Raw genomic sequence first — 24,822 nt, 5'->3', positions numbered from 1 at the left:
TTTCAATAAATTATAAATAAATATAAAAGAGGCAAACTATCTTACTCCCATTCCACCGTGAAATAAAGTGTAGCAAAAAGGCCGTCTGAAAATTTTCAGACGGCCTTTAAAGCCTAATCAGACAACTGCAACAGCATTCATTGCATCATTCGCCGAAACAGTTTTGTCCTCAAACGCAAACTCGGTATAACGGTAATGACTGCTACTAAAGAAGTTTTGAACATTAACCTGATCACCTTCTCCATAAGCCTTCACCACCAAATCATTACCGAAACGGCTGAACACCGCATCAGAAAACTCAGCACCATCAAACAGCAAGGTATCGATATGCTCGTCTTTGCTGCCGTAGTCCGATACGGTATCAGTACCGTGGCCTTTGGTAAAGACGTATGTGTCGGCCTCGTTGCTGCCGCCTTCCAATCTGTCATTGCCTTCACCGCCCATGAGAATGTCGCTGCCGCTGCCTCCGACCAATGTATCATTACCGCTCTCTCCGAGCAGACGGTCATTGCCTTTATCGGCTTCGAGACGGTCGTCGCCGTCGGCACCGTTCAAAACATCATTGCCTTCGTAACCGTAAATGGTGTCATTGCCCGCACCGCCGTTAACCGTATCGGCATTGCTCCACCCCTGTAAGGTTTCGTTTTGCTCCGTACCGTTTACAGTCAGTGCAACATCAGCACCTTTAACGGTTTGGTCATCGAAAACAAAATTGAAATTCTGACGGTCACCGTTATAGAAAAAGTAGTCGAGAGTCACTTGGTCTTCCGAACCGTAGGCTTTGACAATCAAGTTATAGCCGTTACGGATAAAGGCAGTATCGGAAAGCTTCGCGCCTGTGAACACCAATGTATCGGTATGTGCGGCTTTGCTGCCGCTGTCGGAAACCACATCCTGTCCGTGGCCTTTGGCGAAGACGTAGGTATCGGCTTCGCTGCTGCCGCCGTTCAGTTTGTCGTTGCCCGCACCGCCGGTCAGGGTGTCGTTGCCCGTTCCGCCATTAAGGGTGTCATGACCATTACCACCGGAGAGAATATCATCTCCATTTCTACCTTCTAACGTATCATTGCCTTCACCACCCAACAGGAAGTTGGATAAATCTGTGCCGCGTAATGTTTCATCGGCATCAGTACCTAATTGATGCCCAAGCTTTGTCAAGGCCGTGCCGCCAAGTTGTTCCGCATATTGTTCGAACATACCTTGCGCCACTGCTGCCTGAACATATTGCGCAAACAGTGATGAAAGCTGCTGAATCCCTACGCTGCCGTTATCCTGAGAATAAGCGACAAACTCCCCCAAATCCACAAACGCTTTTTCAGGATTTTCCGCGTGTACTTCGCCGAATTTAGCCAATACGCCGCTGTAATCGAGTTTGAACTCGTCATTTTCGAGGACGAGGCCGATTTCGTTCAAATACGGCTGCAAACGGGTTTGGAACAACAGTGCCCGGTAGACATTTTTATTAAGGGAATCGTATGCCTTGTCGATAACCGAGAAAATGCGCTTGGTTTCGGTATCGTTCATGCTGAACATTACGTGTGATTTTTCACCGGAGAACGCATCGAGTGTGGCGACTTTTTGGCGGTAGTGCTGGATTTTGTCCAAATATTCTTGCGGAATGGAATAACCCAGAACCAAACCGGCTTGAGTAGGCGTAAGGGCCACACCTTCGTTAGCGGTGCGGAACATGGCGGTAGAGAAAGTGAAGCCGACGTGATAATCCGGATCGGTTTTCGCCCACTCCTGAACCAGTTTGTTCAGCAAAGCCTGTTGCTCCGCCTTGGTTTCCGCATCCGAATAAGCCTTGAGCGTTTCCGCCAAATCAGGCGACAATGCCGCCGCTTCGCGCAAATCGCGTAAGCGGCCGATGCCCTGCAGGTTTGCCGCCCGCATTTGTTCTTCGGTCATTCTTACCGAACCGGCATAGCGGCTGTGCAAAGTATCGTTGGCCAACAGCAGGTCGCCCATATCGCGGGTTTCGCCGCCGGCAGTAGTGTATGAACCTTTTTGGGCGAGGGTGTTGCCGTTGCCCAAACGGGTGTTGACATCTTGATAGGCGGCATCAAGAGATTGGATATTGAGTTCGGCAAGGGTAAACAGTTCGCCTTCCTGAGATACGCCGTCCTGATTCAAATCGCGCCATACCTTGAGTTTGTCGAAATCCGCATCTTGGGCATCGACTTTGCCGTCTGACATTGGTATCGGACTCGGCCAATGCGGCATAACCGTGTGCGGCGTTGCTGCCGTCTTTCAATACGGTGCTGTCGCCGAACAGTTCGCCGCCGTTGTTGATCAGGCCGTCTGAATTGCGGTCAATTACCAGCAAACCGTCGTCGGCGGCCGCCCAGCCCGTTGATGTGCGGATACCGTCTTTATCGTGGTCGAACAACGCACCCGCATAACCTTGCGTGCCGATGGTTTCGATGCCGTCGCCGTCAAGGTCGAGAACCAGCGGGTCGTAGACGTGGTATTTGCCGTCGCGGTTGATGTCTTTCCACGGGTTAAGTTCATCGGGAATAGTTCGTAGAATTGACGCGACCATCGTTCAGCCAAATCCCATCCAAAGCCTTTCCAATTATCAGCATTGAATAAATCATCAGGGGACATTGTTTGATTTCCTAAAGTAGCTTCTCCGTATGCTTTAATACTAAGCCCAATAGCATTCAACTCAAGACCAAGAGCTTCACCTGCTTTCCCACCCACTAATGATGCAGTATCGCCCGCAATACTGAAAACATCACCAATTACATTTTGAACATCTGTAAGTTTTATTGGTTCATTTTTTTCTACTTGTTTCGATAGCCTATTTATATTCATTGTCAAACTGGTAGCAGCAGCACCAAGTGCAATGGCATCGGAACCTTTTGAATTATTTCCAGCAATAGTTGCAATTGAATTTGCTGTAGAAATAACACCTGATGCGGTAGATAAAATACTTCCTGCATCCCCTTTGCTGACCGCTTCTCCAAAGCTGGTTAAAGCCCCATACATATTAGTTGCACCACCACCAATTTGCGTCATTGCTTGTGCTGATTGCTTTGCTATATTAAAAATTTTCATTTAAAATTCCTTTCGAACTGAGAAGATTTTTTTTGTTAATGAAATAAAGAAAACAGATGGAATGGAAAGAATAAAAATAGGAAATATAAATATTTTATAATTTTCAATATCTAAAATTAATGTTAAAAATAAACATATATTCAAAGCAATTAATACTGTTTCAAATTTCCTAATATTCATATCTTTATCATAAGTATCAATCTTTATTCTTCTAAAGAAGAATAAAGATAGCAAAATGAGATATGAACAGACTACAGAAATTCCCACATTATTCTTAAAATTCAACATATTGAATAATATAGATGATATTGCATATAAATAATATAGATAGCAAAAATATTTTTTTTGATTTACCATAAATTTTATCTTTCTGTTTTCCCTAAATTAACTCCTACAATTAAAGCTGTTCCCACTTGCCCAACAGAACCAGGAAACATTAAAGCTACGCTGCCAATTGCCGTTACGGTACCTGAAACGGCTGCTGTGGTATTCCCTTGACTTGTGCTTGCACCAATCATTCCATCTACCGTACCAATCTTACCCCAATATTGGATAATAAATACGTTACACCCTGTTTAGACATAATTTTCTCCTAAATAACAAAAGAACAAATCCTAGAATAAAAAAACAAAAGACACCCCTAAAAAAACAACAAATGATCTCACTGTATTTTTCTGTTCAATTTCCATTAGTATTTTGGCTTGCTCCACCTCCAAATTCTTATATATTTTTCCATCTTTAAAATATATTTCATTAATAAAAAAGGGGCTGACGTAGATTAGCAGTTAGGTTACACTCAAAAAATGAAGATAACCCATTGCAAACTAAGCAAGCCTACCCAGCGAAAACTCCTCCACTTTTTTGTATTGGAAGTTACTGCACGCGCAGCAGCCAACGTACTCGATATTCAACCCAATCCAGCTATGCTGTTTTACCGCAAAATCCGCCAAGTCATTGCCTGCCATTTAGAGCTTCAGGCAGACGAAGTTTTTGATGGTGCTGTCGGGCCGGATGAAAGCTGTTTTGGCGGGCAGCGTAAAGGCAGGCGCGGTCACGGTGCTGCCGGTAAAGTGGCTGTCTTCGGTATTTTGAATACGCAATGGTAAGGTCTATACCGTTGTGGTTAAAAATACCAAACAGGATACTTTACTGCCTGTTATTAAAAGAAAAATCATGCCTGACAGTATTGTTTATACTGATTGCCATAAAAGCTATGATGTGCTGGATGTGAGCGAATTTACCCACCATCGCATCAATCATTCCCAGCTGTTTGCAGACCGCCAAAATCATATCAACGGCATTGAAAACTTCCGGAATCAGGCGAAGCGCGTCCTACGAAAATATAATGGAATTGACCGTAAATCTTTCCCTTTATTCTTGAAAGAATGCGAATTTCATTTTAACTTTGGTACACCAAAAGAACAGCTGAAAACACTGCGGATTTGGTGTGGTATTTAAAGCTAATCTACGTCAGCCCCATAAAAAAAGTTGATTTACTCTGTTGAACTCCAGTGATTTTTTTAGCATCTATCTTTACAGCAAAGCCAACCGAACCACATAAATCATCACCTTCCAAAACAAAGGGCTGTAAAAATCTTTCTTTTTTCTTTATAAATAGCTACTCCTGACTTAGCTGAATTTGTAGCTTTTACTGCTATAATTTGTACATCTTCCAAATTAATTTTTTTTATTTTTTTAGTCACTAAAAAAATATTAAAATTAAAAATAAATAATTAATATTAAAAATATAATAAATATTACCCCAGATAAAGAAAAAAGAAGATTCTGCCATGACTTTAATCTCGCACCTAATTCTTCCATAAAAGTTCCTAACGATAAGATAAATATGCTTGTTAGCATATTTTGAAGTCAGCATATTTATAATAAACACAAAAAACTAAAGGGGTATTTCAGATAACACGGCTTATTCAAAACCATTTAAGATAACCCTAGCTATCTAGAGCAACCCAAATTGAAAGCAAATACCAAGTCTTCCAAATTTTTTCATCTTAATATACAAGCCTAAATTACTCCACCGCAATCAAAACAAACGGCATATTAAGATATCAAATGGCATATATTATGCCGCCAGCAGCAAATCGCCCATTTCGCGGGTTTCGCCGCCGGCAGTAGTGTATGAACCTTTTTGGGCAACAGTGTTGCCGTTGCCCAAACGCTGGTTAACGTCTTGATAACCGGCATTCAGGGACTGAACGCCAACTTCGGCCAAGGCAAACAGTTCGCCTTCCTGAGATACGCCGTCCTGATTCAAATCGCGCCATACCTTGAGTTTGTCGAAACCCGCATCTTGGGCATCGACTTTGCCGTCCGAATTGGTATCGGACTCGGCCAATGCGGCATAGCCGTGCGCGGCATTGCTGCCGTCTTTCAATACGGTGCTGTCGCCGAAAAGTTCGCCGCCGTTGTTGATCAGGCCGTCTGAATTGCGGTCGATGACCAGCAATCCGTCGTCGGCAGCCACCCAGCCCGTTGATGTGCGGATACCGTCTTTGTCGTGGTCAAACAATGCACCCGCATAGCCTTGCGCGCCGACGGTTTCGATGCCGTCGCCGTCAAGGTCGAGAACCAGCGGGTCGACAATGTGGTATTTGCCGTCGCGGTTGACAGAATCCTGCCACTCTTTCCAGTCGTTAGGGTCGCACCAATTTTTTTGATTTTCAGGATTACCCCAATCATCTTGTCGATTATTATCAGGATGACTTTTTATAATATCCTTTAATGTTATCGCACCATTTTTATTCTCCCAAATGGTATAACCTAAACCTGCAACAGTTAGTCCTACCGCAACTAATTGCCCACCTGGAATCATGGCAGCTACTGCCGCACCAGTTGTTAACATATCACCTACAGTCACTTTTCCAATAGTTTCTCCTACACTCCCTGTATCTTTATAATTATTATGAGCATTGATACCAACTTGTAGCATTCCTAATGCTCCGCCTGCTTTGGTAAATTTTGATATACTGGATCCAGTAACTACTTCTCGAATATTACCTATCTGGCCTAAAGTTGCTCCTGTAGCTCCTACTAGTGCAGAAGTTGAATTATTTGGGTTAGTGTTAACAGAGATAGCTTGACCCGCCAAATTACTTACAGTTCCTGCATTTCCTGATGAATAGCTAATAAAAGCTGAATATTTTGATGCCATTTTTAAAATATCCTTAATTAATAGTTTGTTTTTTGTAAAAAATAAAGTAAATAAAAGACATAACCATTAAGTATGAAAATACAATAATGCTAAATGCTCTTTTTATTTTAAAACCGTAAATAGTTGTATTTGCATATTTTTCAATGTATTCTCTAGGAACAGGAAAAACCTTTAGCGTCTGCCCCCCAGATAAAAATTCACCCTCAGTAACCATTGAGTGAGCTATCATATCAGTACCAACGATTTTCAAAACATAAACACTTTTCCCTTTGAATTCCTGACCATGTTTGCTATTTAAGCATAGTGAATCCAAAAAATAAGTACATGATGATAAATATTTAACCCCATTATAGTTAAATGAAATTGAACCACGAGCCCCTCGGTTTTTAACTTCATATAAAACTCCATCAGGAATTTTTTCATGTACTAAATATATTTTCTCATATCCCAATGAAGGAAATAATTCAAAAATCACACTTAAAAAGAATAAAAAAACAGCTAATAGAAAATTTTTTCTTATACTGATTTTATTAAACATTTCATTTATTTCTTTCTAGTTATTAAAAAAGCATATTTTAGAACTCATAGAATCCGTAGGTACGGTCAGCCGCCTCCAACGGCATAACCGTGCGCACCTCCATAAAAGCCATCAGCCCTATCTGCTCCCAGTTTTCCAAATCCGTTTCAGACGGCCTTGTATCGGTTCGCCATCCATTCGTACGGTTATGCTGCCGGGGGAGGCTGACATACCTACGGCTTGCTATCGATTTGTATAGCAATCGTAACATGGGGATTATAACAATCAATTATTGCCGTAAAGTGGGCAATTATGCCCTTACATCAGTATGCCGTCTGAAATATCTGCCCGACCCTAACTTGCCCTTAAAATCCTGTGTCATCATCACATCATCCTACTGTGCATTCTACAATCCAATCATCTTTCATAAAATGACTATCGGATGATCGATTATTCTGTATATCAAACGGAAAAACAGGTTTATTTTTGTAAAATAATTTAAATGACATTTGCGTTTTCATACAAATGAGGCTGTCTGAAAACCCGCTTGGATTTTCAGACGGCCTTTGTTTTTCAAAAATGGGGAAGCAAAACGAACGGGCTTATACGGCAAGTGTTAAGATTGGTATTTATATCCGCTGTAAAATGGCAAACCGTCAGTTTCATTAATCCGCAATTATTTGATGTGGGCAGCAAGTGCCCCTTACGGCTTGCTTTGATTCGTCATTCCCGCGCAGGCAGGAAGCCAGAATTTTAACCGGCTGTAAATTTTTAATATTTCTGAAACCGATAAGTCTGGATTCCCGCCTGTACGGGAATGACGAGCATAGAACTCGTAGAACTCGTAGGTACGGTTAGCCGTCCGCAGCGGCGTAACCGTACGCAGTCACGGCAGACATAGAAAACGGTAATGCCGTCTGAAACGGTTTTCAGACGGCATGTCGGCGTGCAGGGTTGAATTAATGTGTTTGTACGGTTACGCCGCAGTGGGCGGCTAACCTTACCTACTGGTGTGATTTCAGATGGCCTGTTCTCAATGTTTCAGCTGTTTTTGGTATTCCGTAACATAGGCGGCTTTTCTCATGCCGGCCAATACGCGGATATGGGCGGCGGCGGATTTGCCCAGTGATTCGGAGGTATAGCCGCCTTCGAGTGCGGAGACGATGCGGCCGGGGCAGCTTGAGGCCGTCTGAATGATCTTGTGGGTCAGCCATGCGTAGTCGGCTTCATGCAGGTTGAGGTAGCTGGTTTGGTCTTGTTTATGGCCGTCGAATCCGGCGGAAATCAGAACTAATTCGGGCTTGAACTGTTTGAGTTTGGGCAGCCATTGTTCGCGGATTACGGTGCGGAACCGGCGGCTGTCGGTGCCTGCTTTCAGGGGAGTGTGGACGATATGGGGATTACGGCCTGTCGGGATGTTTTCTTTGGGAAAAGGGAAAATGTCGGCTTCGAAACTGTCGAGCAGCATGATGCGCGGGTCATCTTTGAAGATTTCGAGCGTGCCGTCGGCATGGTGGGCGTCGAAATCGATGATGGCGATGCGTTGCAGGCGGTGTTCGGCGATGGCGTGCATGGCGGCGACGGCGATGTTGTTGATGATGCAGAAGCCGCCGGCGCGGTTGCTTTGGGCATGGTGGCCGGGCGGGCGGGCAGCGCAAAAGGCGTGGTGGGCTTTTTTTTGGATGACCATGTCGACGGCTTTGATGAGTGCGCCTGCGGCGAAACGTGCGGCTTCTAAGGATTGATGGCTGATGACGGTGTCGTCGTCGACGCGGTAGATTTTTCCGGGCTGCGGCTGTACGCTTTCGAGAAAGCGCAGGTAGTTGCGCGGATGGACGAGTGCCAAGCGGCTGTCGTTGATTTCGGGGGCGACGGTTTTTTGCAGGCGGGGCCAGATGTTTTCGGCTTTGAGTGCGGCTTCGATGGCTGAAATGCGCTGCGGTGACTCGGGTGGTGGGTGTCGGGTCGGGATTGGGTGAATATGGGATGGCTTATCCAGACTGTGCGGGCGTTTTTACCGATGAGACGGCGCAGGCGTGTGCGGATACGTTGGATAAGGCGTGTAAGAAGGGGATTCATGGATTGCGTGTTTTTCAGACGGCCTGACTGATAAATATGGTTAATAAGTACGGAAATACTTGGAAATTTTTCAGACGGCCTTTAGAATAGCGTAATTTCGGGGCTGGCTCAACTGAAATTTCGGTCCTGCTTTTCAATTGCAATGATTATAGAATGGAAAAACTATGGAACAAAGCATGTTGGCTCAATTTGCACCGCTGGTTTTGATTATGGTGGTGTTTTATTTCCTGATTATGCGCCCGCAACAAAAGAAATTCAAAGCCCACCAGCAAATGCTGTCTGAATTGAAAGCCGGTGACAAAGTCGTCTTGGCTGCCGGTTTCAAAGGCCGTATTACCAAAGTCGGCGAACAGTTTTACGGCGTAGAAATTGGCCGCGGCGTGGAAGTGGAAGTTGACCGCAACGCCATCGCCAGTAAAGCCGAATAAAATTGATTGCCGCAAAAGCCGCCTCATTGTGAGCGCGGCTGTTTGTCTTTAAGAAAAACTGAAGGTTTCCCATGAACCGTTACCCTTTATGGAAATACCTGCTGATTGCGTTCACGATTGTTGTGGCGGTGATTTACGCACTGCCCAATTTGTTCGGTGAAACGCCTGCGGTACAGGTATCGACCAACCGACAATCTATTGTCATCAACGAACAAACCCAAAACAGGGTTGAATCTGCTTTGAAGGCGGCCAATATTTCGACCGACGGTATGTTTATCGCCGATAATTCGCTGAAAGTGCGTTTTAAAGATGCGGAAACGCAGCTGAAAGCACGCGATGTGATCGAAAATACCTTGGGAGAAGGCTATATTACCGCGCTTAACCTGCTGGCTGACAGCCCCGAATGGATGGCGAAAATGAATGCCAATCCGATGTTCTTGGGCTTGGACTTGCGTGGCGGCGTGCATTTCACCATGCAGGTGGACATGCAGGCGGCCATGCAGAAAACATTTGAGCGTTACGCAGGCGATATTCGACGCGATTTGCGCCGTCAAAAAATCCGGATTGGCACCATCCGCCATACAGACAGTAGCCTGACTGTGCCATTCCAAGATGCGGCGGATGTGCAGAAAGCCTTGCCGCAACTGCAAAACCTGTTACCGGAAGCCACGCTGACGGCGGAAGGTAATAATGTGGTGTTGACCCTGTCTGAAGCGGCGGTGGCCAAAATCCGCACTGATGCGGTGAAGCAAAACATCACCACGCTGCACAACCGTGTGAACGAGCTGGGCGTAGCCGAACCGGTGATTCAGCAATCCGGTGCCGAACGCATTGTGGTGCAGTTGCCGGGTGTGCAGGATACGGCTAAAGCCAAAGACATTATTGGCCGTACCGCTACTTTGGAAGTGCGTATGGTGGAAGACGATCCGGCGCAAATTACCGCTGCTTTGAACGGCAATGTGCCGAGTGGTTACGAATTGCTGTATAGCGCGGGCGAGCAACCGCAAGCCACTTTGGTGAGCAAGCAGGTTGAACTTACCGGCGACAACATCAACGACGCACAACCAAGCTTTGATGAAATGGGCGCACCTGCCGTGAGCATTAATTTAGACGGCACCGGCGGTACTATTTTTGCCGAGCTGACTTCACAAAATGTCGGCAAACGCATGGCGATGGTGTTGATTGACCAAGGCAAAGCCGAAGTGGTGACTGCGCCGGTTATCCGCTCTGCCATTACCGGTGGTCGTGTGCAGATTTCCGGCAGTATGAGCAGCGCGGAAGCCAACGATACTTCTTTGCTTTTGCGCGCCGGTTCGCTGGCTGCGCCGATGGAAATTGTGGAAGAACGCACTATCGGCCCGTCTTTAGGTAAAGAAAACATCGAAAAAGGCTTTAATTCGACACTGTGGGGTTTTGCTGCCGTCGCTGTGTTTATGGTCATTTACTACCGCTTGATGGGGGTGTTTTCTACCATCGCATTGACCACCAATATCCTGTTTTTGATTGCGATCTTGTCTGCCTTGCAAGCTACGTTGACCTTGCCGGGTATTGCTGCTTTGGCTTTGACTTTGGGTATGGCTATTGACTCGAACGTATTGATTAATGAACGTATCCGTGAAGAATTACGCGCCGGCGTGCCGCCACAGCAGGCAATTAATTTGGGTTACCAGCATGCGTGGGCGACCATTGTCGATTCCAACTTAACTTCGTTGATTGCCGGTATTGCTTTGCTGATCTTCGGTTCGGGGCCGGTGCGCGGTTTTGCTGTGGTGCATTGTTTGGGTATTTTGACCTCGATGTATTCGTCTGTGGTGGTGTCGCGCGCATTGGTGAATTTGTGGTATGGCCGCAAACGCAAACTGCAAAGCATTTCCATCGGTTCGGTATGGAAGCCGGAGCCGGTTGCCTCAAATACTGTGGCGGATAAGGAGTAAAACATGGAATTATTTAGAATCAAACGTGATATTCCATTCATGAGCTACGGCAAACTGACCACATTTATTTCGTTGGCGACGTTTATCGCAGCTGTATTTTTCTTGATTACCAAAGGATTGAATTTCTCGGTGGAATTTACCGGCGGTACCGTGATGGAAGTGCAGTATCAGCAAGGTGTCGATGTCAATCAAACCCGTGAAAAGCTCAATACGTTGAATTTGGGTGAGGTGCAGGTGCAAGCCTTAGGCACCAACAAGCACATCCTGATTCGCCTGCCTAATAAAGAAGGCGTGTCATCGGCGCAACTGTCGAATCAAGTGATGGATTTGTTGAAACAAAACAATCCTGATGTCACGTTGCGCCAAGTCGAGTTTATCGGCCCTCAGGTTGGTGAAGAGTTGGTTACCAACGGTTTGTTGGCGTTGGGTATAGTTATCGTCGGCATCATCATTTACCTGTCGATGCGTTTCGAATGGCGTTTTGCCGTGGCGGCGATTATTGCCAATATGCACGATATTGTGATTATTCTCGGCTGCTTTGCGCTGTTCCAATGGGAGTTTTCATTGACTGTGTTGGCCGGTATTTTGGCAGTGTTGGGTTACTCGGTAAACGAATCGGTGGTGGTCTTTGACCGTATCCGTGAAAATTTCCGCAAACCGGCCATGCGTAACCATAGCGTGCCGCAAGTGATTGACAATGCGATTACTGCAACCATGAGCCGTACCATCATTACCCACGGCTCGACCGAAGCAATGGTGCTGTCGATGCTGATTTTCGGCGGAGCTGCCTTGCACGGTTTCTCGTTAGCTTTAACCATCGGTATCGTATTCGGTATTTACTCATCGGTTTTGGTGGCAAGTCCGCTGTTGCTGATGTTCGGCCTGAATCGCGAAAATATCTCGAAAGCACCGAAGAAAAAAGAAGAAGTGGTGGTGTAAAAAACATCATGTTTTCAGATGGCCTTATTTGCATACTAGGCGGTCTGAATTAAGAACACGCTGATTTTCAGTGTGTTTTTTTTACGGGTATTCCATTCATATAAAAAATGGAGGCCTTTGCAAAATCCCTATCTTTAGCACATTCCTTCGTTATGCGCTGCTCGAAAGCTTATCTGCCTTAATGATATATCTGCGCTTTCTGTGCTGCTCTAACTTCGAACTGCATTCAAACCTAGGGTTTTGCAAAGGTCTCAGCAGATGGCATTTGGGAAGTGAATTTACGTTTTCAAGGCCGTCTGAAATATTCAGACGGCCTCACAATGAATTCCATTCATATCATATACGCAAATTTAGAATTTGCTTGCACACAGTGAAGTCGTTATAGTGGCGTATTCGGGTGGTATAGCGAATGATAACAAAGCCCGAGTTCTTATTGAAAGAGAAGGTTATTCATGGATTTAAGACAAAAAATTGCCCAAAGCCCGATGAGTGGTTTTCAATGGATGGTGGTTGCATTGACCTTCATTTTAAATATGCTCGACGGATTTGATGTGTTGGCGGTAGCGTTTACTGCAAAAAGTATTCAAACCGAGCTGGGTCTGGATGGTGCGCACATTGGTACTTTGATGAGTGCCGGTTTGCTGGGCATGACTTTAGGCTCGGTATTTTTGGCGCCTTTGGCTGACCGTTTTGGCCGCCGCCCGCTGCTGATTTTTTCAACGTTGCTGTCTGCCATTGGTATGCTGATGACGTATTTCTCGCATTCGATGGAAACGATTGCGTTTTGGCGTATTGTTACCGGCTTGGGTGTGGGCGGTATTTTGCCGTGTACCAATGTGATTGTGAGTGAGTATGCCAACCAAAAATGGCGTGGTTTGGCGATTGCGATTTATGCGTCAGGCTTCGGTATCGGGGCGATGTTGGGCGGTATGTCGGCAGTGATGCTGCAGGGTGAATACGGTTGGCGTTCGGTATTTTTGGTTGGCGCGGTGCTGACCATGTTGGCGGTAGTGTTATTGATGGTGGTGTTGCCGGAATCGGTGGATTTCCTACTGACCAAACGTCCGGCCAATGCCAAAGCGCGTTTGGATAAGATTGCAGCCAAAATGGGCTTAAGCGGCGATTGGGTATTTTCTGAGGTCGAGCAGGGCGTGAAGAAGGCCAAAGTGTCGGTTCTGCGTTTGTTTGAGCCGCAATACCGGGCGACCACGCTGTTGATTTGGCTGGCGTTTATCACTGTGATGGCTTCGTATTATTTTATCAACTCATGGACACCCGCGTTGTTGGAGCAGGCCGGTATGGCAAAAGAGCAAAGCCAGTCGGTCGGCATGGCGATTTCGGTGGGCGGTGCAATCGGCTCGTTGATTTTCGGCTTCTTGGCCAGCCGTTGGGCGGCGCGCACGGTGTTGATCAGCTTTGGGGTGTTGGCAGTGGGTGCAATTTTCGCCTTCTTGTCATCAAGTGCCTTGAGTGCGGCACTGGTGTTTGCCGTATTGTTGGGCGCCTTGATGAACGGTTGCATTGCCGGTCTTTACACCATCAACCCGACCCTTTACGCCGCTGATTTCCGCAGTACCGGCGTGGGCGTAACCATCGGAATCGGCCGCTTGGGTTCGATTTTGGCACCGATTATGGCCGGTGGTTTGCTTGACTCAGGTTGGGCGAAAGATGATTTATATGGTGCAACCGCAGCCGTGATTATATTGGCGGTGGTAGCATTGTTCTTCTTGAAGCCTAAGGTGTAGCGGCTTAAAAAAAATATGCTCGATTATTGAGAATCAGGTCGTCTGAAACGGGAAATCAACCTTTCAGACGGCCTTAATATTTTATGAATGGTTAGTGTTTACAATACATTAATAAATGTAGTTGAATTTCATTTTTTGTGTTTGAAGTGGATATTGTGCAGAGGGAATATGAAATAAAAATAAAAAATTTAGGGGCTGTACTAGATAACTAGGGAAATCTAATTTCAGGTTAGAATAACCCCTATGAGAAGAAGCCGTTTAAGTCAGTACAAGCAAAACAAACTGATTGAACTGTTTATTGCGGGTGTTACTGCCCGTACTGCAGCTCAATTAGCCGGTGTTAATAAAAACACGGCAGCCTATTGCTTTCATCGTTTGCGCGTACTGATTTTCCATAACAGCCCGCATCCGGAAATGTCTGATGGCGGAGTAGAAGTTGATGAAAGCTGTTTTGGCGGGCAGCGCAAAGGCAAACGTGGTCGCGGTGCAGCCGGCAAAGTCGCTGTATTCGGGCTTCTGAAGCGCAACGGCAAGGTTTACACCGTTGCTGTGCCCAATACACAAACTGCCACTTTATTGCCGGTAATACGTGAGCAAGTAAAGCCTGACAGTATTGTTTACACTGATTGTTACAAAAGCTATGACGTACTTGATGTGAGTGAGTTTAGCCACTTTCGCATCAATCACAGTACACACTTTGCTGATCGGCAAAATCACATCAACGGAATTGAGAACTTTTGGAATCAGGCAAAACGCCGCTTACGTAAGTTTAACGGCATTCCCAAAGAGCATTTTAAGCTGTATTTAAAGGAATGTGAATGGCGTTTTAACCACAGTGAGATAAAGTCTCTTGTTCTATTTTAAAACAATTAGTAAAGCAGAATTTATTCTAGTTGTCTAGTACAGCCCCAAAATTTAAGTGGTTAAAGTATTTATTTGCATAGGTTTTGCGGTGTATCAAATTTATATTTCAGATTCTTAAAGGATTGCTTGTCAGTTTCAAACTTTTTAAACATAATAGCTTGTATGTAAATCTTATTACAAATTTTAGATTTACAATAACATGAATTTAAATGAACCAAAGCCCCATTTCTCACACAGAATTCAAACCGAAAATAGTAATTAGCAGGCCGTCTGAATGCAGACGGACATCGGTTATAAATTAAAGTATTCGAACATATACTTTTTTCATTTTGATACTTAGAGTGAGGACTCTTTTTATGAATCAATCCAAACTTCTTTATTGGTCCGTGACCGTTGCATTGGCCGGGTTTTTGTTCGGTTTTGACACAGTGGTGATTTCCGGTGCCGACCAAGCATTGCAGGATTTGTGGGCAGTTCGCCTTTATTCCATGGTTTGGTGGTGATGTCGTCCGCCTTGTGGGGTACGGTAATCGGTGCGCTGTTCGGCGGTATTCCGACTGATAAATTCGGCCGTAAGAAAACACTGATTGTGATTGGTGTGTTATATGTAACCAGCGCTTTGGGTTCGGCTCTGGTGTCGGATCCTTATCTGTTTGCTTTTTTCCGCTTTATCGGCGGTTTGGGTGTGGGGGCGTCCACCATTGCCGCGCCGGCTTATGTAACCGAAATTGCGCCGGCCGAAAAACGCGGCCGTTTGGTGGCGATGTATCAGTTCAATATCGTATTCGGTATTTTAATGGCGTATTTGTCTAACTTCATCATCAGCAATATGGATTTGGGTGAACAGACTTGGCGCTGGATGCTGGGTATCGAAGTGATTCCTGCCGTGATTTATACTTTGATGGTGTTTGGTGTGCCGATGTCGCCGCGTTGGTTGGCGATGAAAGGCCGTCTGCAAGAAGCGGAAGCGGTGTTGAAAAAAATCAACCCGGATGCTGATGTGAAAAGTTTGCTGGAAACCAATCTGGAAGAAGGCCACAAACATGAAAGCATGTGGTTGAAAAAATACCGCTATCCGGTGATTCTGGCCTTTTTGATTGCCTTCTTTAACCAAATGTCGGGCATTAACGCTTTCTTGTACTACGCGCCGCGTATTTTTGAAATAGCCGGTTTGGAGCAAAGCGCCGCGATGTTGAGCAGCGTGGGCATCGGTGTGATTAACTTGTTGTTTACCTTTATCGGTTTGTCGCTGATTGATAAATTCGGCCGTCGTCAATTGATGTATATCTGCTCGTTCGGCTACATCATTTCGTTGAGCTTGGTATCGCTGGCGTTCTTTATGGGTTGGAAAGGCATGGCTGTGCCGGTGTTTTTCTTCCTTTTTATCGCCGCCCACGCGATTGGCCAAGGTACGGTGATTTGGGTGTTTATTTCCGAAATTTTCCCAAGTCATTTGCGTGCTCAAGGCCAGTCTTTGGGTAGTTCAACCCACTGGTTATTGGCTGCTGCGATTCCGGCTGCGATTCCGTTCTTGTTCTCAAGCATCGGTGCGGCATGGGTATTCGTTTGCTTCACGCTGATGATGGTATTACAACTGCTGTTCGTGATGTTTATGATGCCGGAAACCAAAGGTGTTCCGTTGGAAGAATTGTCTAAGTCGTTAATTAAGGAAGATTAAGAATGAAAGTAACCAGTTTCGGTGAAGTGCTGTGGGACGATTTCCCAAGCGGGAAAGTATTGGGCGGTGCGCCGCTGAATGTGGTCGTGCGGCTGAGGGCCTTGGGTGCGGATACCAGCATCATCAGTTGCCGTGGCAATGATGAAGACGGCGAAGAATTATTGCGCCAGATTCTGAGTAAGCATGTGAATGCCGACCTTGTGCAGATTTGTCCTGACCAAGCCACCAGTTTGGTAAAAGTATCGCTTGACAAAAGCGGCAGTGCTTCATACGAAATTGTTTACCCTTGCTCTTGGGACCGTATTCGGGTGCAGCCCGAAGCTTTGCAGCGTGTGGCCGAATCGGATGCCTTTATTTTCGGCAGCCTTGCCACGCGTGACGAAGTTTCCCGCAATACCTTGGCACAATTATTGGAGCAAGCCAAATTCAAGATTTTCGATGTCAACCTGCGCAAGCCGCATTACGATACTGACCGTTTGTTGGCAACCATGAAAAAAGTAGATATGGTGAAATTGAATGACGATGAATTGTACGAACTAGCTGAAGTATATGGTTCGCCTTATCATTCGATTGAACAAAACATCGCCTACATCGCCAAGCTTACCGGCGTGGAAACCTTGGTGGTGACGTTGGGCAGCCACGGTGCGGCTTTGTATCGCGACGGCCAGCTTTACCGCCACAGCGGTTTCCGCGTCAAAGTAGCGGATACCGTCGGCTCGGGCGATAGCTTTTTGGCCGGTCTGACGTATAAACTTCTGAATAACGCCGACCCGCAAGAAGCCATAACTTTTGCTTGTGCATTAGGTGCTTTAGTCGCTTCGCGTCATGGTGCGACACCTGAAATTTCTTTGCAGGAAATCGAAACTTTTATGAATCCGGCTTAATTCTTCCGTCATGCATAAAAGGCCGTCTGAAAAATATTCTTAACTTGTCCAAGTATTGGGGGCAGTTCATATTGTTCAGACGGCCTTTGCCTCTTCATTCAATCCAAATCAAGAAACCTTTGCAACATCCCCATTTGGGCACATTTTTTCGTTGTGCGCTGCTGGAAAGCTTGCCTATCTTTATAGGTTTTTGCTTTCTTTGCTGCTACGACTTTGAACTGCACTTCAATCTAGGGTTTTGCAAAGGTCTCGGTTTTTCTTTTATTTGTATTTGGTTTTGTTCGATTGAATCACCAATACGTCACGAACGAATCCAAATCGGTATTTTTCGCGCCGCCGGTTTCCTCATCGGGCGTACCGACCATAATCAGACCGATGATTTTGTCTTTTTCGCCGCATTCAAAGGCTTTTCGCAACAGCGGGCTGTTGGCCCACAAACCAGTAATCCAGACATTATCGAAACCTTGGGCAGTGGCAGCCAATTGCAAGCCGTAGGCCGAACAGGCTGCGCTGAGCAATTGTTCCCATTCAGGTTTTGGTTTCGGTACGTTTTGATTCGGTGCAAAGGTCACCCCAATGACCATTGGCGCCATATGCCCGACTTTTTCTGCTTTTTGCATTGACTCTTCGCCGAAGTTCAATTCGGTAACGGTTTGGCGCAAGAGTTCACGAAAACGGAATAAACCGGCTTCGCTTTGAATCACGGTAAATTTAAACGGACGCATATTGCCATGATCCGGCACTTGGGTCGCAGCTTGCAACATGATTTCCAATTGCTTGGCATTGGGGCGGGAGCGACCAATTTTTTAGACGAGCGTCGGGTGGTTAATAATTCGAGGGCGTTCATGAGAAATTCCTGTGATTTGATGTGTGATGGTTCTTTATAGCACAAAATATTTTTTCAAGCGAATGGACGAATCATAAAAGAAGGCCGTCTGAAAATGTTCAGACAGCCTATGACTTTGGGTTTAATCAACCATAGCGGCGTTGGAAATCCTGCATAAATTCGACCAAGGCTTCAACACCGGCCAGCGGCATAGCGTTGTAAATGCTGGCGCGCATACCGCCGACGGTTTTGTAGCCTTTGAGCAAACGCAGGCCGCGCAGATCGGCTTCTTGCACGAACAATTTATCCAGCTTGGCGCTGTCGGTTTTGAACACCACATTCATTTTAGAGCGGGCGCTGACGGCAATCGGATTGATATAAAAGCCGCCGCTGCCGTCGATGGCATCATAAAGCGTTTTGGCTTTGAGATTGTTCACCGCTTCGATGGCCTGCACGCCGCCTTGCGTTTGCAACCAACGGAACACCAAGCCCGACATATAAATCGGGTAGGTTGACGGTGTGTTGTACATGCCGTCTTTTTCGATGTGGGTACGGTAGTTGAACACGCTCGGAATGTTTTTCGGGCAGCGGTCCAGCAAATCATCGCGGATAATCACCACCGTCACACCGGCCGGGCCGATGTTTTTCTGTGCACCGGCATAAATCAAACCATAGTCAGCCACATTGAATTCGCGCGATAAAATCTCGCTCGACATATCGCATACCAAAGGCGGCATGCTGTCTGAAAGTTTGGGGACATCTTGATATTGCAAGCCGTTGACGGTTTCATTGATGGCGAAATGCACGAAAGCCGAATCTTTGGAAATGTTCCAATCTTCCACGGCAGGCAGGTCTTTGTAATCAAACAATTCACCGCCGTGTGCAGCGATATTGACCTTAGCGTTGCCTAACAGCGGCATTTGCTCGGCGGCCAAGCGGCTCCAGTTGCCGGTGATGACAGCATCGATGCTCTTGAAACCATGCGCCAGATTCATCGCCGTCATGTTAAATTGCGTGGTGGCGCCGCCTTGTAAAAAAAGCACTTTATAATTATTGGGAATGTTCAATAGTTGGCGCAAATCTTGTTCGGCGTGATGCAGAATCGACATAAACATATCGGAGCGGTGGCTCATGGCCATCACGGGAAAGCCGGTGCCGTTGTAATCCAGCATTTCATGCTGGGCGGTACGCAAAACGGCTTCAGGCAAAACGGCAGGACCGGCGGAGAAATTGTAAATCGGTTGGGTAGACATGACGTGTTGTTCGCAATAGGGAATGATGGAGCTTTTGATTTTAGGGTTTGCCATCAGGTTTAGCAAGTATTTAAACGGACATTGAGGCCGTCTGAAAAGTTATTATTGATTTTAAAATATTGTTTATACTATATTTTATTAATATTTTGTGCGATTGTCGGAGAATGCAATAAGATTATTTTGTTGACAATCAATGCATATGAAAAGGTTTGGCGAAATGCAAGAATACGACTATGCCGTCTGAAAAAAGGTAAGCGAAATCAATGCTTTTCTTTTGCTTTTAAATGCGTTATAATACGGCAATTTTTCAAATTTATAGAAAAATGGCCGCCGGGCCATTTTTTGTTTTTATACTGTGGAGTCGCATGGATATTCAAAATATTCTTGATAAAACCCTGCCCGGTTTGGGCTATGAGCTGGTGGATTTCGAGCTGGCCGCGCAAGGCGATTTGCGCGTGTTTATTGATAAGCCGCAAGGCATTACCGTGGAAGATTGCGCTACGGTGAGCAACCATCTGAGCCGCGTTTTCATGGTGGAAGACGTGGATTACAAGCGTTTGGAAATTTCCAGCCCGGGCTTGGATCGTCCGCTGAAAAAAGCTGCCGATTTTGTCCGCTTTGCCGGCGAAAATGCCAAAATCAAAACCCGTCTGCCGATTGACGGCCAGAAAAACTTTATCGGCCGCATCGAAAAATGTGAAAAAGATGTGGTGACCGTTGCTTTCGACGGCAAAACCGCTGAGATCGAAATCAGCAATATCGACAAAGCCCGTCTGCGTCCTGAATTCAAATTTTAAACATATACATAACGGAGATTCTAAAGATGAGTCGTGAGATGTTACAACTTGCCGAAGCTTTGGCAAGCGAGAAAAACGTAGAAGCAGAAGTGGTGTTTCAGGCTTTGGAGTTTGCGCTGTCAACCGCTGCCAAAAAGAAAGCCAACCGCGAACACATGGATGTGTGTGTTGAAATCGACCGAGATACCGGCGAATACCGCACTTTCCGTCGTTGGTTGATTGTGGCCGACGAAGATTACACTTATCCGGATGTGGAAAAAACCATTGAAGAAATTCAAGAAGAAATTCCGGGTACCGATATTCAAATCGGTCAATATTACGAAGAGCAGCTGGAAAACGAAGGTTTCGGCCGTCAAGCTGCGCAAACTGCCAAACAAATTATTCTGCAACGCATCCGCGATGCCGAACGCGAGCAAATCCTGAATGGATTCTTGCAACAAAAAGAAGACATCATTATGGGTACGGTAAAACGTGTCGAGCGTCACGGCATCATCGTGGAGGTGATTTCGGGCAAACTGGATGCGTTGATTCCGCGCGACCAAATGATTCCGCGTGAAAACTTCCGCAGCGGCGACCGCATTCGTGCCTTATTTGTGCGTGTGGAAGAAATCGGCAATACCAGCCGTAAGCAGGTGGTGCTGAGCCGTACTTCGGGCGAATTCTTGGTCAAACTCTACGAGCAGGAAGTGCCTGAAATTGCCGATGGCCTGTTGGAAATCCGCGAAGTGGCGCGCGATCCGGGGCAACGTGCGAAAGTAGCGGTAAAAGCCAACGATCAACGCATTGACCCGCAAGGCACCTGTATCGGTGTACGCGGTTCGCGTGTGAATGCGGTGAGCAATGAGTTGTCGGGCGAACGCATCGATGTGGTGTTGTGGTCGTCTGAAACTGCACAATTTGTGATTAATGCATTGTCGCCTGCCGAAGTCAGCCGTATTTTGATTGACGAAGATAAACACGCTGTTGATGTGATTGTGGCGGAAGACCAATTGGCCTTGGCTATCGGCCGTGGCGGCCAAAACGTGCGTTTGGCCTCGGATTTGACCGGCTGGCAGCTGAATATTATGACTGTTAAAGAAGCAGACGAGCGCAATGAAGCAGAAGATGCCGCCATTCGCGAACTGTTTATCGGCCACATGAACATCGATGCTGAAACGGCGGATGTCTTGGTACAAGAAGGTTTCCAAACTTTGGAGGAAGTAGCTTATGTGCCTGCGGCCGAGTTGTTGGAAATCGAAGGTTTTGACGAAGAAATCGTTGAAGCTCTGCGCAACCGCGCCCGCGACGCGATTTTGACCTTAGCCATTGCCTCTGAAGAGAAATTGGCCGATGTGTCGGAAGAGATGCGAAATCTGGAAGGTTTGGATTCGGATATGCTGCGCGATCTGGCACAAGCGAGTATCGCCACGCGTGATGATTTGGCCGAATTGTCTGTGGATGAATTGATTGAAATTACCGGTGTAACCGAAGACGAAGCCAAAACCGTGATTATGGCTGCGCGCGAACATTGGTTCACTGAAGAAAGTAACTGAGGGGGTAATAGATGAGTAACACAACCGTAGAACAATTTGCCACCGAAATGAATAAATCCGTCGATGTCTTGCTGAAACAATTGCAAAGCGCCGGCGTGAATAAAAGCAGCGGCAGCGACTCTTTGACTTTGGAAGACAAGCAGCTTTTGGCTCAATATCTGAAAAAGCAAAACGGCAGCGACAATACCACCATCAGCATTTCCCGCACCAAAAAAGAAGTTAGCACGCTGGGCAGCGTTAAGGTAGAAACACGGCGCCGCAGCCGTGTCGTGAGCATTCCTTCTGCCGACGAAATTGCCGCTGAAGCCAAAGCCAAGGCGGAAGCGAAAAAAGCAGCCGAAGCGGAAGAAGCGCGCAAAGTACAAGCTGAAAAAGAAGCAGCTGAAAAGGCCGCTGCCGAGCGCGCTAAAGCCGAAGCGGAAACAGCCCGCTTGAAAGCAGCGCAACAAATCAAAACAGAAGAGAAAAAAGCTGTTGAACCTGAAGTGAAGCCGTCCGAAGAAAAGGCTGAAGAAGCCAAACCGGCTGCTAAACCAAAACAAGACAAACCGCAAAACAAAGGGAAAGAAGCACCGAAAAAAGCCGCGCCTGCACCTGAAGCACCTAAACCTGTGGTGAGTGCTGCGGAACAAGCTGCGCGTGATGAAGAAGCAGAACGTGCCGCCAAGCTGAGAGCTGCCCAAGAAGCCTTGTTGCGTGAAAAACAAGAGCGCCAAGCGCGTCGTGAAGCTGTGAAGCAACAGGCTGCTCAAGAGGCGAAAGAAGCTAAGGCAGCTAAAGAAAACAAAGCGGGCGAAGTACGTAGTGCGAAGCCTTCCAAACCGGCCAAGCCTGCTGATAAAGCAGCTGATGGTGATAAAGGCGCGAATCCGGCCCGTGCGAAAAAAGACGATCGCCGCAACCGTGATGATGCGGATGCCCGTCCGCGCGGCGGCAAGAATGCCAAAGGCGGCCGCAATCAAAACAGCAGCCAAGATGAGCGCGTTCGTGGCGGCAAAAAAGGCAAGAAGCAATTGAAGCTGGAACCAAATCAACACGCTTTCCAAGCACCGACCGAGCCGGTAGTGCATGAAGTGTTGATTCCGGAAACCATTACTGTGGCCGATTTGGCACACAAAATGGCGGTGAAAGGCGTGGAAGTGGTGAAAGCCCTGATGAAAATGGGCATGATGGTCACCATCAACCAATCCATCGACCAAGATACCGCATTGATTGTGGTGGAAGAACTAGGCCACATCGGTAAACCTGCGGCGGCTGATGATCCGGAAGCATTTTTGGATGAAAACGCCGAAGTCGTCGAAGCGGAATTGTTGCCACGTCCGCCGGTGGTAACCGTGATGGGTCACGTTGACCACGGTAAAACCTCCTTGCTCGACTACATCCGTCGTGCCAAAGTGGTTCAAGGCGAGGCTGGCGGTATTACCCAGCACATTGGTGCCTACCATGTGGAAACCCCGCGCGGTGTGATTACCTTCTTGGATACACCGGGTCACGAAGCGTTTACCGCCATGCGTGCCCGCGGTGCCAAAGCGACCGATATTGTGATTCTGGTGGTGGCAGCCGATGATGGCGTGATGCCGCAAACCATCGAAGCGATTGCCCACGCGAAGGCAGCAGGTGTACCGATGGTGGTTGCCGTCAATAAAATCGATAAAGAAGCAGCCAACCCTGAGCGTATCCGCCAAGAATTGACCGCACATGAAGTGGTACCGGACGAATGGGGCGGCGATGTGCAGTTCATTGATGTTTCGGCCAAAAAAGGTCTGAACATTGATGCCTTGCTCGAAGCTGTGTTGCTGGAAGCTGAGGTATTGGAATTGACCGCACCGGTAGAAGCGCCGGCCAAAGGTATCATCGTTGAAGCCCGTTTGGACAAAGGCCGCGGTGCCGTAGCTACCCTGTTGGTGCAAAGCGGTACGCTGCGTAAAGGCGATATGCTGTTGGCCGGTACGGCCTTTGGTAAAATCCGTGCCATGAGCGATGAAAATGGTAAGTCGATTAGCGAAGCTGGTCCTTCTATTCCGGTGGAAATTTTGGGCTTGTCTGATGTGCCGAATGCGGGTGAAGATGCCATGGTGTTGGCCGACGAGAAAAAAGCGCGCGAAATTGCTTTGTTCCGTCAAGGTAAATACCGTGATGTCCGTTTGGCCAAACAACAAGCGGCGAAGCTGGAAAACATGTTTAACAACATAGGCGAAAGCCAAGCCCAATCTTTGTCGGTTATCGTCAAAGCCGATGTACAAGGTTCTTACGAAGCTTTGTCAGGCAGTCTGAAAAAACTGTCGACCGACGAAGTCAAAGTCAATGTATTGCACAGCGGTGTCGGCGGTATTACCGAGAGTGACGTCAACTTGGCCATCGCTTCCGGCGCAGTGATTATCGGCTTTAACGTGCGCGCTGATGCATCTGCACGCAAACTGGCTGAAACCGAGAGCGTAGAAATCCGCTACTACAATATCATCTACGACGCGATTGACGATGTGAAAGCAGCCATGAGCGGTATGTTGGCACCTGAAGAAAAAGAACAGGTAACCGGTACCGTGGAAATCCGTCAAGTCATCAGCGTATCCAAAGTCGGCAATATTGCAGGCTGTATGGTGACCGATGGTGTGGTAAAACGCGATTCGCACATCCGTCTGATCCGTAACAACGTGGTGATTCATACCGGCGAACTGGCTTCGTTGAAACGCTATAAAGACGATGTCAAAGAAGTGCGCATGGGCTTTGAGTGTGGTTTGATACTCAAAGGCTATAATGAAATCATGGAAGGCGACCAGCTCGAATGCTTCGATATCGTCGAAGTGGCGCGTTCGCTGTAAATATTATTGGCTGGTCTTAATAGGCCATCTGAAAAACTGCACCTTTCCAATTGGAAAGGTGCAGCAGTTTTTTTATATGTGAATGTTGCTTTTTAAATATGTTTGATGTGGTGTATTTAATTGATGTTATGTTCTTTTCTTAGGATAATTCCTTTGATTTTAAATGATTTTTTAATTTTTGAGATTTAGTCAATAATTTTTAAAGAAATTAATTGATATTTAAATTCAGGTAAGTTGGCTGAGAAAACATGGCAGTAGTTGTTTGCTTATTTTACTCATATTATAATAATATAAATAA

At 46.5% G+C, this 24,822-nt stretch carries 15 protein-coding genes and 6 pseudogenes; 13 read left to right on the top strand and 8 right to left on the bottom strand.

Translation table 11 applies throughout. The features are described 5' to 3' along the window. Window positions 1-117 precede the first annotated feature (117 nt). Together CGZ65_RS14300 and CGZ65_RS15370 are read right to left on the bottom strand one after the other, a co-directional pair. Window positions 118-1,197, bottom strand: a complete 1,080-nt coding sequence (locus CGZ65_RS14300) for a calcium-binding protein (RefSeq protein ID WP_232507600.1) — start codon at window positions 1,195-1,197, stop codon at window positions 118-120. Window positions 1,198-1,656: 459 nt separating this feature from the next. Beyond that, a pseudogene (locus tag CGZ65_RS15370) lies at window positions 1,657-2,542 on the bottom strand (hypothetical protein); the annotation flags it as partial. 306 nt (window positions 2,543-2,848) lie between these two features. On the opposite strand from CGZ65_RS15370, the gene CGZ65_RS12945 reads away from it, so the two are divergent. Then, window positions 2,849-3,064, top strand: a complete 216-nt coding sequence (locus CGZ65_RS12945) for a hypothetical protein (RefSeq protein WP_157742770.1) — start codon at window positions 2,849-2,851, stop codon at window positions 3,062-3,064. Window positions 3,065-3,422: 358 nt separating this feature from the next. Here the strand turns inward: CGZ65_RS12945 and CGZ65_RS12940 are convergent, their stop codons facing one another. Next, the gene (locus CGZ65_RS12940) at window positions 3,423-3,578 is read right to left on the bottom strand and encodes a hypothetical protein (RefSeq protein WP_157742769.1); all 156 of its coding nucleotides are present in this window, start codon (window positions 3,576-3,578) and stop codon (window positions 3,423-3,425) included. Between the two features lie 285 nt (window positions 3,579-3,863). Here CGZ65_RS12940 and CGZ65_RS09880 point away from each other — a divergent pair. Continuing rightward, window positions 3,864-4,518: pseudogene (locus tag CGZ65_RS09880) on the top strand (IS1595 family transposase). Window positions 4,519-5,143: 625 nt separating this feature from the next. Here CGZ65_RS09880 and CGZ65_RS09875 read toward each other — a convergent pair. The 3 genes and pseudogenes from CGZ65_RS09875 to CGZ65_RS09860 all read right to left on the bottom strand — a co-directional run. Next, window positions 5,144-5,752 (bottom strand): annotated as a pseudogene (locus tag CGZ65_RS09875) (calcium-binding protein); the annotation flags it as partial. A gap of 490 nt (window positions 5,753-6,242) precedes the next feature. Continuing rightward, on the bottom strand, window positions 6,243-6,767 hold the full coding sequence (locus CGZ65_RS09870) for a hypothetical protein (RefSeq protein ID WP_096295685.1): 525 nt from the start codon (window positions 6,765-6,767) through the stop codon (window positions 6,243-6,245). 1,012 nt (window positions 6,768-7,779) lie between these two features. Next, window positions 7,780-8,825 (bottom strand): annotated as a pseudogene (locus CGZ65_RS09860) (histone deacetylase family protein). Between the two features lie 164 nt (window positions 8,826-8,989). On the opposite strand from CGZ65_RS09860, the gene yajC reads away from it, so the two are divergent. The 8 genes and pseudogenes from yajC to CGZ65_RS09825 all read left to right on the top strand — a co-directional run bounded on the left by yajC (window position 8,990) and on the right by CGZ65_RS09825 (window position 17,297). After that, entirely contained in the window at window positions 8,990-9,253 is a 264-nt protein-coding gene (gene yajC, locus CGZ65_RS09855; protein WP_096295683.1) for a preprotein translocase subunit YajC, read from the top strand. 71 nt (window positions 9,254-9,324) lie between these two features. Further along, a complete protein-coding gene (gene secD / locus CGZ65_RS09850; RefSeq protein WP_096295682.1) occupies window positions 9,325-11,187 on the top strand; it encodes a protein translocase subunit SecD in 1,863 nt (620 codons plus the stop codon). A gap of 3 nt (window positions 11,188-11,190) precedes the next feature. After that, on the top strand, window positions 11,191-12,126 hold the full coding sequence (gene secF, locus CGZ65_RS09845) for a protein translocase subunit SecF (protein WP_096295681.1): 936 nt from the start codon (window positions 11,191-11,193) through the stop codon (window positions 12,124-12,126). Window positions 12,127-12,578: 452 nt separating this feature from the next. Next, window positions 12,579-13,871 (top strand): MFS transporter, encoded by a 1,293-nt coding sequence (locus CGZ65_RS09840; protein ID WP_096295680.1) that lies wholly within the window; start codon window positions 12,579-12,581, stop codon window positions 13,869-13,871. Between the two features lie 243 nt (window positions 13,872-14,114). Then, window positions 14,115-14,764, top strand: a pseudogene (locus CGZ65_RS09835) (IS1595 family transposase). Window positions 14,765-15,091: 327 nt separating this feature from the next. Beyond that, window positions 15,092-15,238: a hypothetical protein gene (locus CGZ65_RS13455; RefSeq protein ID WP_198345275.1), complete on the top strand. Its 147-nt coding sequence runs from the start codon at window positions 15,092-15,094 to the stop codon at window positions 15,236-15,238. Beyond that, entirely contained in the window at window positions 15,202-16,413 is a 1,212-nt protein-coding gene (locus CGZ65_RS09830; protein WP_198345274.1) for a sugar porter family MFS transporter, read from the top strand. Before CGZ65_RS13455 ends, CGZ65_RS09830 begins: the two co-directional genes overlap by 37 nt. Before the next feature lie 2 nt (window positions 16,414-16,415). Further along, complete coding sequence (locus CGZ65_RS09825) at window positions 16,416-17,297, top strand: carbohydrate kinase family protein (RefSeq protein WP_096295679.1); 882 nt, start codon at window positions 16,416-16,418, stop codon at window positions 17,295-17,297. 290 nt (window positions 17,298-17,587) lie between these two features. Here CGZ65_RS09825 and CGZ65_RS09820 read toward each other — a convergent pair. Together CGZ65_RS09820 and serC are read right to left on the bottom strand one after the other, a co-directional pair. After that, window positions 17,588-18,144 (bottom strand): annotated as a pseudogene (locus CGZ65_RS09820) (nitroreductase family protein). Between the two features lie 125 nt (window positions 18,145-18,269). Further along, entirely contained in the window at window positions 18,270-19,376 is a 1,107-nt protein-coding gene (serC, locus tag CGZ65_RS09815; RefSeq protein ID WP_096296167.1) for a phosphoserine transaminase, read from the bottom strand. A 365-nt stretch (window positions 19,377-19,741) separates the two neighbouring features. On the opposite strand from serC, the gene rimP reads away from it, so the two are divergent. The 3 genes from rimP to infB are packed head-to-tail and all read left to right on the top strand — an operon-like array spanning window position 19,742 to window position 24,524. Further along, a complete protein-coding gene (gene rimP, locus CGZ65_RS09810) occupies window positions 19,742-20,173 on the top strand; it encodes a ribosome maturation factor RimP (RefSeq protein ID WP_096296166.1) in 432 nt (143 codons plus the stop codon). 26 nt (window positions 20,174-20,199) lie between these two features. Then, complete coding sequence (nusA, locus tag CGZ65_RS09805) at window positions 20,200-21,705, top strand: transcription termination factor NusA (RefSeq protein ID WP_096295678.1); 1,506 nt, start codon at window positions 20,200-20,202, stop codon at window positions 21,703-21,705. Window positions 21,706-21,716: 11 nt separating this feature from the next. Further along, window positions 21,717-24,524: a translation initiation factor IF-2 gene (gene infB / locus CGZ65_RS09800; RefSeq protein WP_096295677.1), complete on the top strand. Its 2,808-nt coding sequence runs from the start codon at window positions 21,717-21,719 to the stop codon at window positions 24,522-24,524. The last annotated feature ends 298 nt before the right edge of the window (window positions 24,525-24,822 follow it).

Source organism: Neisseria weixii (genome assembly GCF_002327085.1).
In the GTDB taxonomy this organism is placed as follows: Bacteria; Pseudomonadota; Gammaproteobacteria; order Burkholderiales; family Neisseriaceae; genus Neisseria; species Neisseria weixii.
This window is presented reverse-complemented; position numbering and strand designations above follow the sequence as displayed.

What these genes read in the sequence shown, in the direction of transcription:
- CGZ65_RS12945 (WP_157742770.1), top strand. Translation starts at nt 2,849, where the DNA reads ATGGCATCGGAACCTTTTGAATTATTTCCAGCAATAGTTGCAATTGAA.
- secF (WP_096295681.1), top strand. Translation starts at nt 11,191, where the DNA reads ATGGAATTATTTAGAATCAAACGTGATATTCCATTCATGAGCTACGGC.
- CGZ65_RS09840 (WP_096295680.1), top strand. Translation starts at nt 12,579, where the DNA reads ATGGATTTAAGACAAAAAATTGCCCAAAGCCCGATGAGTGGTTTTCAA.
- infB (WP_096295677.1), top strand. Translation starts at nt 21,717, where the DNA reads ATGAGTAACACAACCGTAGAACAATTTGCCACCGAAATGAATAAATCC.
- nusA (WP_096295678.1), top strand. Translation starts at nt 20,200, where the DNA reads ATGAGTCGTGAGATGTTACAACTTGCCGAAGCTTTGGCAAGCGAGAAA.
- CGZ65_RS09825 (WP_096295679.1), top strand. Translation starts at nt 16,416, where the DNA reads ATGAAAGTAACCAGTTTCGGTGAAGTGCTGTGGGACGATTTCCCAAGC.
- secD (WP_096295682.1), top strand. Translation starts at nt 9,325, where the DNA reads ATGAACCGTTACCCTTTATGGAAATACCTGCTGATTGCGTTCACGATT.
- CGZ65_RS13455 (WP_198345275.1), top strand. Translation starts at nt 15,092, where the DNA reads ATGAATCAATCCAAACTTCTTTATTGGTCCGTGACCGTTGCATTGGCC.
- rimP (WP_096296166.1), top strand. Translation starts at nt 19,742, where the DNA reads ATGGATATTCAAAATATTCTTGATAAAACCCTGCCCGGTTTGGGCTAT.
- CGZ65_RS14300 (WP_232507600.1), bottom strand. Translation starts at nt 1,197, where the DNA reads ATGTTCGAACAATATGCGGAACAACTTGGCGGCACGGCCTTGACAAAG.
- CGZ65_RS09870 (WP_096295685.1), bottom strand. Translation starts at nt 6,767, where the DNA reads ATGTTTAATAAAATCAGTATAAGAAAAAATTTTCTATTAGCTGTTTTT.
- CGZ65_RS12940 (WP_157742769.1), bottom strand. Translation starts at nt 3,578, where the DNA reads ATGATTGGTGCAAGCACAAGTCAAGGGAATACCACAGCAGCCGTTTCA.
- serC (WP_096296167.1), bottom strand. Translation starts at nt 19,376, where the DNA reads ATGTCTACCCAACCGATTTACAATTTCTCCGCCGGTCCTGCCGTTTTG.
- yajC (WP_096295683.1), top strand. Translation starts at nt 8,990, where the DNA reads ATGGAACAAAGCATGTTGGCTCAATTTGCACCGCTGGTTTTGATTATG.